This is a genomic window from Mitsuaria sp. TWR114 (assembly GCF_007997345.1).
On record NZ_VOSR01000670.1, the window covers coordinates 1 to 9,058 of the forward strand.

The 9,058-nt window shown below is 65.6% G+C and carries 8 protein-coding genes, 1 tRNA gene and 1 pseudogene; 6 read left to right on the plus strand and 4 right to left on the minus strand.

Features of this window, described 5'->3' with window-relative positions; genetic code table 11:
• From FUT87_RS21975 to rimP, 3 genes and pseudogenes are all read right to left on the minus strand, one after another.
• Positions 1-399, minus strand: a 399-nt coding sequence (locus tag FUT87_RS21975) for a translation initiation factor IF-2 associated domain-containing protein (protein ID WP_186830697.1), incomplete at its 3' end; no start/stop codon positions are given.
• An 80-nt stretch (positions 400-479) separates the two neighbouring features.
• Positions 480-1,958: a transcription termination factor NusA gene (nusA, locus tag FUT87_RS21980; protein ID WP_091732952.1), complete on the minus strand. Its 1,479-nt coding sequence runs from the start codon at positions 1,956-1,958 to the stop codon at positions 480-482.
• Between the two features lie 176 nt (positions 1,959-2,134).
• Positions 2,135-2,650: pseudogene (gene rimP / locus FUT87_RS21985) on the minus strand (ribosome maturation factor RimP); the annotation flags it as partial.
• A 205-nt stretch (positions 2,651-2,855) separates the two neighbouring features.
• Between rimP and fabI the strand changes: the two are divergent.
• Entirely contained in the window at positions 2,856-3,638 is a 783-nt protein-coding gene (gene fabI, locus FUT87_RS21990) for an enoyl-ACP reductase FabI (RefSeq protein ID WP_147240888.1), read from the plus strand.
• A gap of 166 nt (positions 3,639-3,804) precedes the next feature.
• Here the strand turns inward: fabI and FUT87_RS21995 are convergent, their stop codons facing one another.
• The gene (locus FUT87_RS21995; protein WP_147240887.1) at positions 3,805-6,081 is read right to left on the minus strand and encodes an arginine/lysine/ornithine decarboxylase; all 2,277 of its coding nucleotides are present in this window, start codon (positions 6,079-6,081) and stop codon (positions 3,805-3,807) included.
• 241 nt (positions 6,082-6,322) lie between these two features.
• Between FUT87_RS21995 and FUT87_RS22000 the strand changes: the two genes are divergently transcribed.
• From FUT87_RS22000 to FUT87_RS22020, 5 genes are all read left to right on the plus strand, one after another.
• The gene (locus FUT87_RS22000; protein ID WP_147240886.1) at positions 6,323-6,754 is read left to right on the plus strand and encodes an NfeD family protein; all 432 of its coding nucleotides are present in this window, start codon (positions 6,323-6,325) and stop codon (positions 6,752-6,754) included.
• A gap of 56 nt (positions 6,755-6,810) precedes the next feature.
• Positions 6,811-7,737: an SPFH domain-containing protein gene (locus tag FUT87_RS22005; protein WP_091732941.1), complete on the plus strand. Its 927-nt coding sequence runs from the start codon at positions 6,811-6,813 to the stop codon at positions 7,735-7,737.
• 82 nt (positions 7,738-7,819) lie between these two features.
• Positions 7,820-7,910: transfer RNA gene (locus FUT87_RS22010), tRNA-Ser, on the plus strand.
• Positions 7,911-8,000: 90 nt separating this feature from the next.
• Positions 8,001-8,627 carry a LysE family translocator gene (locus tag FUT87_RS22015; protein ID WP_147242393.1) on the plus strand — a complete coding sequence of 209 codons (627 nt, stop codon included), beginning with the start codon at positions 8,001-8,003 and terminating at the stop codon, positions 8,625-8,627.
• Positions 8,628-8,836: 209 nt separating this feature from the next.
• The gene (locus tag FUT87_RS22020; RefSeq protein WP_147242394.1) at positions 8,837-9,049 is read left to right on the plus strand and encodes a hypothetical protein; all 213 of its coding nucleotides are present in this window, start codon (positions 8,837-8,839) and stop codon (positions 9,047-9,049) included.
• The last annotated feature ends 9 nt before the right edge of the window (positions 9,050-9,058 follow it).

A 9,058-nucleotide genomic window follows, 5' to 3' on the forward strand; every position in this document is an offset into this window, starting at 1 on the left:
CTGCTGGCGCAGCGCCTCGGCCTGCGCCTGCGCTTCTTCCTCGCGGCGCTTCAGCTCGGCTTCCTCGGCGGCAGCGGCGGCGGCGTCATCGACGCCGTCCTCGCGCTTGACGAAGACGCGCTTCTTACGCACCTCGACCTGGATTGTGCGCGCCTTGCCCGAGGCATCGGCCTGCTTGATTTCGCTGGTCGACTTGCGGGTCAGGGTGATCTTCTTGCGCTCGGCGCCGCCGGTGCCATGCGCGGTGCGCAGGTGGTCCAGCAGGCGTTCCTTGTCGCTTTCGTTCAGGGTGTCCTCGGCGGACGCCTTCTTGACGCCCGCAGCTTGGAGCTGCTCCAGCAGGGTGCTCGCAGGCCTGTTCAGCTCTGCGGCCAGCTGGGCGACGGTGGTCACGGCCATTGTTGAAATCCTTAAATCTTGTGTGGTGCGGAGCGGTCTGGTTTCGCTTGAAGTCGCTTCAGAGCGTGGCTGCTCGGGCGTTATGCGTTGAACCAGTGCTCGCGCGCCTTCATGATCAAAGCGCGTGCCGCTGCCTCGTCCAGGGACGAAATCTCGACCAACTCGTCGACGGCCAGGTCGGCCAGGTCGTCACGGGTGTGGATGTCGCCGGCCGCCAGCTTGGCGATCAGCTCCGGGGTCATGCCTTCCAGGTCGCGCAGGTCCTGGGAGACCTCCTCGACCTTCTCCTCGCGGGCGATTTCCATCGTCAGCAGGGCATCCTTGGCACGGGTGCGCAGCTCGTTGACGGTTTCCTCGTCGAAGGCCTCGATCTCGAGCATTTCCTGCATCGGGACGTAGGCGACTTCTTCCAGCGAGGCGAAGCCTTCGGCGATCAGGATGTCGGCGACTTCCTCGTCCACGTCCAGCTTCTCGACGAACAGCTTGCGCACCACGTCGGATTCCTCGGCCTGCTTGGCGGCGGATTCCTCGGCGGTCATGATGTTGATCTTCCAGCCGGTCAGCTCCGAGGCCAGGCGCACGTTCTGGCCGCCACGGCCGATCGCGATCGCCAGGTTCTCCTCGTCGACGACCACGTCCATCGCGTGGCGCTCCTCATCGACGACGATGGACTGCACGTTGGCCGGCGCCAGCGCGCCGATCACGAACTGCGCCGGATCCTCGGACCAGAGCACGATGTCCACGCGCTCGCCGGCCAGTTCGTTGGTCACGCCGTTGACGCGCGAGCCGCGCACGCCGACGCAGGTGCCGATCGGGTCGACGCGCTTGTCGTGCGAGACCACGGCGATCTTGGCGCGGCTGCCGGCGTCGCGGGCGCAGCTCTTGATTTCCAGCAGGCCCTGCTCGATCTCGGGCACTTCCTGCGCGAAGAGTTCCTTCATGAACTCGCCGGAGGAGCGCGACAGCATGATCTGCGGACCACGCTGCGTCGGATCGACGCCCAGGATCACCGCACGGACGCGGTCGCCGGTGCGCAGGTTTTCCTTGGGGATCATTTCATTGCGCTTGAGGCGGCCTTCGACACGGCCCGACTCGGCAATGATGTCGCCCTTGTCCAGGCGCTTGACGGTGCCGACGAAGATGCGCTCGCCCCGCGACATGAAGTCGTTGAGCAGCTGCTCGCGCTCGGCATCGCGGATCTTCTGCAGGATGACCTGCTTGGCGGCCTGGGCGCCGATGCGGCCGATGGGCACCGACTCCACGCCTTCCTCGATGTGGTCGTCGACCTCGATGTCGGCGATCTGCTCCTGCGCTTCGAACAGCAGGATCTCGGAATCCGGGTTCTGCAGGCCGGCCTCGTTGGGCACCACGTGCCAGCGGCGGAAGGTCTCGTATTCGCCGGTGTCGCGGTCGATGGCCACACGGATGTCGACCTCGCCGCCATACAACTTCTTGGTGGCCGAAGCCAGCGCCGCCTCAACGGCGCCGAACACCACATCGCGCTCCACGCTCTTCTCGCGCGAGATGGCGTCCACCAGCATCAACAGTTCGCGGTTCATTGATCGAGACCTCCGTCAACCTTGTCATCCGTCTGCCGGGACTTGGCATTGCTCTTCTTCTTCGACGCCTTGGGCTTCGCAGCCACGCCGTCAGCAGATTCGGATCCCTGGGGCGCCAAGCCCGTGTTTTTCTTCGCCGCGGACTTGCCCGCGGCCGCGCCGCCCGCCTTGCCCGGCGTGCGACCCTTGAAATTGATCTCCGGCACCAGCTTGGCCGAGCGCACTTCATCCAGCGCGAAGTCCAGCGCCTGCTCCGTCTTGCCGTCGGAGAAGATCACCCGCCAGTCGGTGCGCTGGGCCAGCGTGGCCGGGTCTTCCTCCGCGGCGACGCCTTCGGCCGCGACCAGCACGCCGCGGTACTTCTTGCGGCCCTGGAAAGCCTCGCGCAGGGTGATTTCCACTTCGTGACCGAGGAACCGGGCGTAGTCGCCGGCATTGTTCAGCGGTCGATCGAGGCCGGGGGTCGACACTTCCAGGCGCGTGTAGTCGATTTCCTCGACTTCCATCACGTAGCGCAACTGGCGCGTGACGCGCTCGCAGTCCTCGACGTTCACCGGCTGTTCCGGCTCCTGGCCGCCGACGAGCGGCTTGTCGATGAACACGCGTAGCAAGCCCCCGGCGCTGCGTTCGCAGCCCACCACCTCGTAACCCAGACCGGTCACGGTTTTTTCAACAACGGCTTGCCAGCTCAAATTCATCGACGACGGTATCTATCCTGTAGGGACACGTAGGGACAGCCAAAAAAAATGGGCTGGATGAATCCGCCCACCGTTCACTTTTTCAGCGAAGCTCGAAGTGTACTATGCAAACAGCGTGCCGACAAGGCTGTGGCTTCGTTCACGGCATGGCGTGCGAGAATCCCGGCCTCCCTCGAATCTATGAATACCAGGAGCAGACATGGGATTTCTCGCCGGCAAGCGACTGCTGATCACGGGCGTGCTGTCCAACCGTTCGATTGCCTACGGCATCGCCAAGGCCTGCCACCGCGAAGGGGCTGAACTGGCCTTCAGCTATGTGGGCGAGCGCTTCAAGGACCGCATCACCGAGTTCGCTGCCGAATTCGGCTCCAGCCTGGTGTTCGACTGCGACGTGGGCGACGACGCCCAAATCGAGCGCCTCTTCGAGGACCTGGGCCAGCACTGGCCGGAATTCGACGGGTTTGTCCACTCGATCGGTTTCGCCCCGCGCGAGGCGATCGCCGGTGAATTCCTGGATGGCATGACCCGCGAGAACTTCCGTATCGCGCACGATATTTCGGCCTACAGCTTCCCGGCGATGGCCAAGGCGGCGCAAAGCCGGCTGCGTCCTGGCGCTGCGCTGCTGACGCTGTCCTACCTGGGCGCCGAGCGTTTCGTGCCGAACTACAACACGATGGGCCTGGCCAAGGCCTCGCTGGAAGCCAGCGTGCGTTACCTGGCCTACGGCCTGGGCGCCAAGGGCATCCGGGTGAACGGCATCTCGGCGGGCCCGATCAAGACGCTGGCCGCTTCCGGCATCAAGGATTTCGGCAAGTTGCTGAAGCAGTTCGCCGACAGCGCCGCCATCAAGCGCAACGTCACGATCGAGGATGTCGGCAACACGGCGGCCTTCCTGCTGTCCGACCTGGCCGCCGGCGTGAGCTCGGAAATCATCTACGTCGACGGCGGCTTCAGCCACGGCGCGATGGCCGGCACGGAGTAACGCCTCTCACGCACCCTCACGCACACCCCGCCCCACCCGCCGATCACCTCGGTGGATCAGGGACGGTGGTGCTTGGGGTTCTGGCGCTTGCCGCCAGGGCCCCATGCTCCAGCGGCCAAGCGCGCCGGACGTGAAAGTAAAAACGGACCCAGATGGGTCCCGTTCTTCATTTCGCGTCCACCACGCAATCCACGTAATACCTAGTCACCCCATCCGCGCCCTTTTCCGCGACCAGTCCATGGACATCGGTCGCGAAACCCGGGAACTTCGCGTTGAAGTCTCTGGTGAACTTCAGGTAGTCCACGATCCGCTTGTTGAAGCGCTCACCCGGGATCAGCAGCGGGATGCCGGGCGGATAAGGCGTCAGCAGTGCGGTGGTGACGCGGCCTTCCAGCTTGTCGATCTCGACGCGTTCCGTCTTGCGATGCGCGATGTGCGCATACGCGTCGGACGGCTTCATCGCCGGCTCGAGGTCGGACAGGTAGACCTCGGTCGTCAGGCGCGCGATGTCGCCGGACGCGTAGGCCTCGTGCACGCTCTGGCACAGGTCGCGCAGCCCCATGCGCTCATAGCGCGGGAAGGCGGCCACGAAGTCCGGCAGGATGCGCCAGATCGGCGCGTTCCTGTCGTAGTCGTCCTTGAACTGCTGCAGCGCGGTCAGCAGCGTGTTCCAGCGGCCCTTGGTGATGCCGATGGTGAACATGATGAAGAACGAGTACAGGCCCGTCTTCTCCACCACCACGCCGTGCTCGGCCAGGAACTTGGTGACGATGCTGGCCGGGATGCCGGTCTTGGCGAACTTGCCGCTCATGTCCAAGCCGGGCGTGATCACCGTGGACTTGATCGGGTCCAGCATGTTGAAGCCGGCCTCGATCGGACCGAAGCCATGCCACTTCTCGTTGGCCTTGAGCATCCAGTCCGCGGCCTTGCCGATGCCGTCGGCGGCGAGCTTGTCCGGCCCCCAGACCTTGAACCACCAGTCCTTGCCGTAGTCCTTCTCGACCTTGCGCATCGCGCGGCGGAAGTCCAGCGCCTCGAGGATGGATTCTTCCACCAGCGCCGTGCCGCCCGGGGGCTCCATCATCGCGGCCGCGACGTCGCAGCTGGCGATGATCGAGTACTGCGGGCTGGTCGAGGTGTGCATCAGATACGCCTCGTTGAACAGATGCTTGTCCAGCTTCACGTTCTGCGAATCTTGCACCAGCACCTGCGACGCCTGCGAGATGCCGGCCAGCAGCTTGTGGGTCGACTGCGTGGCGTAGACCATCGCGGTCTTCGGGCGCGGGCGATGCTTGCCCATCGCGTGATACGAGCCGTAGAAGTTGTGGAAGGCCGCGTGCGGCAGCCAAGCTTCGTCGAAGTGCAGCGTGTCGATCCAGCCGTCCAGTTTGGACTTGATGGTCTCGGTGTTGTAGAGCACACCGTCATAGGTGCTCTGCGTCAGCGTCATGATCCGCGGCTTGACCTTCTTCGGATCCACGCCCTTGAGCAGCGGATTCTTCGCGATCTTCTTGCGGATGGTCTCGGGCGAGAACTCGCTCTCCGGGATGGGGCCGATGATGCCGTAGTGGTTGCGCGTGGGCGTCATGAAGACCGGCACCGCGCCGGTCATGATGATGCTGTGCAGGATGGACTTGTGGCAGTTGCGGTCCACCACGACCACGTCGCCCGGCGCCACGGTGTGGTGCCACACCATCTTGTTGGAGGTCGAGGTGCCGTTGGTGACGAAGAAGCAGTGGTCCGCATTGAAGATGCGGGCGGCGTTCTTCTCGCTCTCGGCGACCGGGCCGGTGTGGTCCAGCAGTTGGCCGAGTTCCTCGACCGCGTTGCAGACGTCAGCACGCAGCATGTTCTCGCCGAAGAACTGGTGGAACATCTGGCCGACCGGGCTCTTCAGGAAAGCCACGCCGCCGGAGTGCCCCGGGCAGTGCCACGAGTAGGAGCCGTCCTGCGCGTAGTCCATCAGCGCCTTGAAGAACGGCGGCGCCAGGCCGTCGAGGTAGCTCTTGGCCTCGCGGATGATGTGACGCGCCACGAACTCGGGCGTGTCCTCGAACATGTGGATGAAGCCGTGCAGCTCGCGCAGCACGTCGTTGGGCAGGTGCTGCGAAGTGCGCGTCTCGCCATACACGTAGATGGGGATGTCCGCATTCTTGAAGCGGATCTCCTGGATGAACTTGCGCAGGTTCAGGACCGCCGGATCGAGCTCGCCGCCGTCGCCGTTGCCGGAGAACTCCTCGTCGTCGATCGACAGGATGAAGGCGCTGGCGCGGCTCTGCTGCTGCGCGAACTGGCTGAGGTCACCGTAGCTGGTGGCGCCCAGCACCTCGAAGCCTTCCTTCTGAATGGCTTCCGCCAGGGCGCGGATGCCCAAACCCGAGGTGTTCTCGGAGCGATAGTCCTCGTCGATGATGACGATGGGAAAGCGGAAACGCGGCGTCATGAGGCCTCCGGATCGGGGCAGGTCAAACAAGAAAGGCGCGAAGTGTAGGGCGTCAGCCGTGTCACGCAAGTGTTGATCCCGGGTTGTCGCAGAAACAGAACGGCCAGGTTGTCAATGGCCGCCAACTGCCGGCTTCAGGCCCCCGAAAGGACGTGAAGCGCCAGGAGGACCGAGGCGTACACTGCCCCGGCACACAAGGACCGGGCGAACCATGGATCGCCCGGACAACGAGGAGGATGGGATGGATTGGAGTGTCGCCACCTGGTGGTGGGTGATCTGTGGCGGACTGGTGGCGGCGGAGCTCGCCAGCGGAACGACCTTCTACTTATTGATGCTGGCCTTGGGCGCGGCGGCCGCGGCGCTGATGGCGCACGTCGGCGGACCGTTCTGGCTGCAGCTGGTGGTGGCCGCCGCTGTGGGCGGCGGCGCGGTGACCTGGTGGCACCTGCGCCTGAGACGCCATCCGCGCGCGCCTGCCGGCGAGAACCCCAATGTGAACCTCGACATCGGCCAGAGCCTGGACGTCGCGCTCTGGCGCGCGGACGGCACCGCCGAGGTCCGTTACCGCGGCGCGGCCTGGCAGGCGCGCTTCGTCGGCGCGGGCGCGCCGCACAGCGGGCGCCATGTGATCCGCGCGGTCGAGGGCAGCTGCCTGCTCGTTGACGCCGCCTGATCGCCCTTTTCTCTTTCTGTTTCCCGTTCCACATCTCCGGAGGAGGAGTCCCGCTCATGGAAATCGTCGCATTGGTCGTACTGGTCGTCGCCATCGTCTTCGTCGTGCAGTCGGTGAAGGTCGTCCCGCAACAGAACGCCTGGGTGGTCGAGCGCCTGGGCAAGTACCACGGCACGCTGACGCCCGGCCTGAACATCCTGGTGCCCTTCATCGATCGCCTGGCCTACAAGCATTCGCTCAAGGAGATCCCGCTGGACGTCCCCAGCCAGGTCTGCATCACCAAGGACAACACCCAGCTGACGGTGGACGGCATCCTGTACTTCCAGGTCACCGACCCGATGCGCGCGAGCTACGGCTCCAGCAACTACATCATCGCGATCACGCAGCTGGCGCAGACGACGCTGCGCTCGGTGATCGGCCGCATGGAGCTGGACCGGACCTTCGAGGAGCGCGACGCGATCAACGCCGCCGTCGTGCAGGCGCTGGACGAGGCGGCGCTGAACTGGGGCGTGAAGGTGCTGCGCTACGAGATCAAGGACCTGACGCCGCCGGCGGAGATCCTGCGCTCGATGCAGGCCCAGATCACCGCGGAGCGTGAGAAGCGCGCGCTGATCGCCGCGTCGGAAGGTCGCCGCCAGGAGCAGATCAACATCGCCACCGGCGAGCGCGAGGCGGCGATCGCGCGGTCCGAAGGCGAGAAGCAGGCCGAGATCAACAAGGCGCAGGGCGAGGCCGCGGCCATCACGGCGGTGGCGGAAGCCAGCGCCGACGCGATCCGCAAGATCGCGGCGGCGATCCAGCAGCCGGGCGGCGGCGACGCGGTGCAGCTGAAGGTGGCCGAGAAGGCGGTCGAGGCCTTCTCGCAGCTCGCGCAGAAGAACAACACGATGATCGTGCCGGCCAACATGAGCGAGGTGTCCGGCCTGATCGGCACCGCGATGGCGCTGATCAAGAGCGACAAGGTGATCCAACCGGGCCGCTGAGCGCCCTGCCCGCCTCGCTGTCATCGCGGGGACCGACAACTTTGCTTCGGACCCCAAAATCTGCGCTATGATCGCGGGCTTCGGAGAGATGGATGAGTGGTTTAAGTCGCACGCCTGGAAAGCGTGTGTAGGTTAATCGCCTACCGAGGGTTCGAATCCCTCTCTCTCCGCCAGACACGGACACGGGCCCTGATTGCTCAGGGCCCGTTTTCATTGGGCCGTCGAAGTTGGGTAGTCGTAGGCTGCGCCTATCATCCGCCCCCATGCTGACCTTCGAACAACTCTTCGGTTTCCTGCTGGCCGCGATGCTGATCACGGCCTCCCCCGGCCCGGACAACCTGATGGTGCTGGGCATGGGCATCTCGAAGGGACGCCGGCACGGCATGGCCTTCGGCCTGGGCTGCGCGCTGGGCTGCCTGAGTCACACCGTGCTCGCGGCGATCGGCGTCAGCGCGCTGATCGCCGCCTCGCCGATGGCGTTCACCGCGCTGAAGGTCTGCGGCGGCCTCTACCTGATCTGGCTGGGCATCAAGGCGCTGCGCAGCCGCGGCGGCGCCAGCGTCGGCGACGCCTCGCAGGTCGAGGACTCGCTCACCCGCCTGTTCTTCAAGGGCGTCTTCGCCAACGCGATCAACCCCAAGGTCGTGCTCTTCTTCCTCTCCTTCCTGCCGCAGTTCGTCGTGCCCTCGCAGGGCCATGTGGCCGCCCAGACGGCCTTGCTCGGCGTCACCTTCACCCTGCAGGCCGCCCTCCTGTTCGGGCTGCTGGGCTACTTCGCCGGCGCGATCGGCCAATGGCTGCAGCGCAAGCCGCGCGCGGGGCTGTGGCTGGACCGCGTCGCCGGCGCGGTCTTCGTCGCGCTGGGCTTGCGCCTGATCGTGTCGCGCTGAGCCCGGCATTTCCCGTCGGCACGCGGCTTGCCTGCGCGCCGGTCGTCCGCATCGAGCACCGCTTCGATCGGCCCGTTCCGCCGCACTGCCGGCATCATTGAGGCGGCCGGGGTCTCCTCGCCCATTTGCTTGCCTGCGCAGGCATGGGGTTTGCCAAGTTGAAACGTCCGGTTGCAGACCGGATCAACCACTTGCAGGGAGACCCCGTCATGAACAGCCCCGCTGGCCCGCTCAGCCCGATCGCCCCGCTCCTCCAGGACCCGGCGCTCCAGCGCCACCTCGTCCAGTGCGCCAAGGCGCGCGGCCGATGGTTCGGGCTGGCGCTGCTGGCCGAGCGCGTCCAGGGCGTGGTCCTGCCCCGCCTGGCCACCACCGCGGCCCTGAGCGCCGTCACCCTGGGTCTGTTCACCCATTGGCTATGAACGCCGGCC

Coding starts and splice junctions, on each gene's coding strand:
- nusA (WP_091732952.1), bottom strand. CDS start 1,958: ATGAACCGCGAACTGTTGATGCTGGTGGACGCCATCTCGCGCGAGAAG.
- FUT87_RS22005 (WP_091732941.1), top strand. CDS start 6,811: ATGGAAATCGTCGCATTGGTCGTACTGGTCGTCGCCATCGTCTTCGTC.
- FUT87_RS22020 (WP_147242394.1), top strand. CDS start 8,837: ATGAACAGCCCCGCTGGCCCGCTCAGCCCGATCGCCCCGCTCCTCCAG.
- FUT87_RS22015 (WP_147242393.1), top strand. CDS start 8,001: ATGCTGACCTTCGAACAACTCTTCGGTTTCCTGCTGGCCGCGATGCTG.
- fabI (WP_147240888.1), top strand. CDS start 2,856: ATGGGATTTCTCGCCGGCAAGCGACTGCTGATCACGGGCGTGCTGTCC.
- FUT87_RS21995 (WP_147240887.1), bottom strand. CDS start 6,081: ATGACGCCGCGTTTCCGCTTTCCCATCGTCATCATCGACGAGGACTAT.
- FUT87_RS22000 (WP_147240886.1), top strand. CDS start 6,323: ATGGATTGGAGTGTCGCCACCTGGTGGTGGGTGATCTGTGGCGGACTG.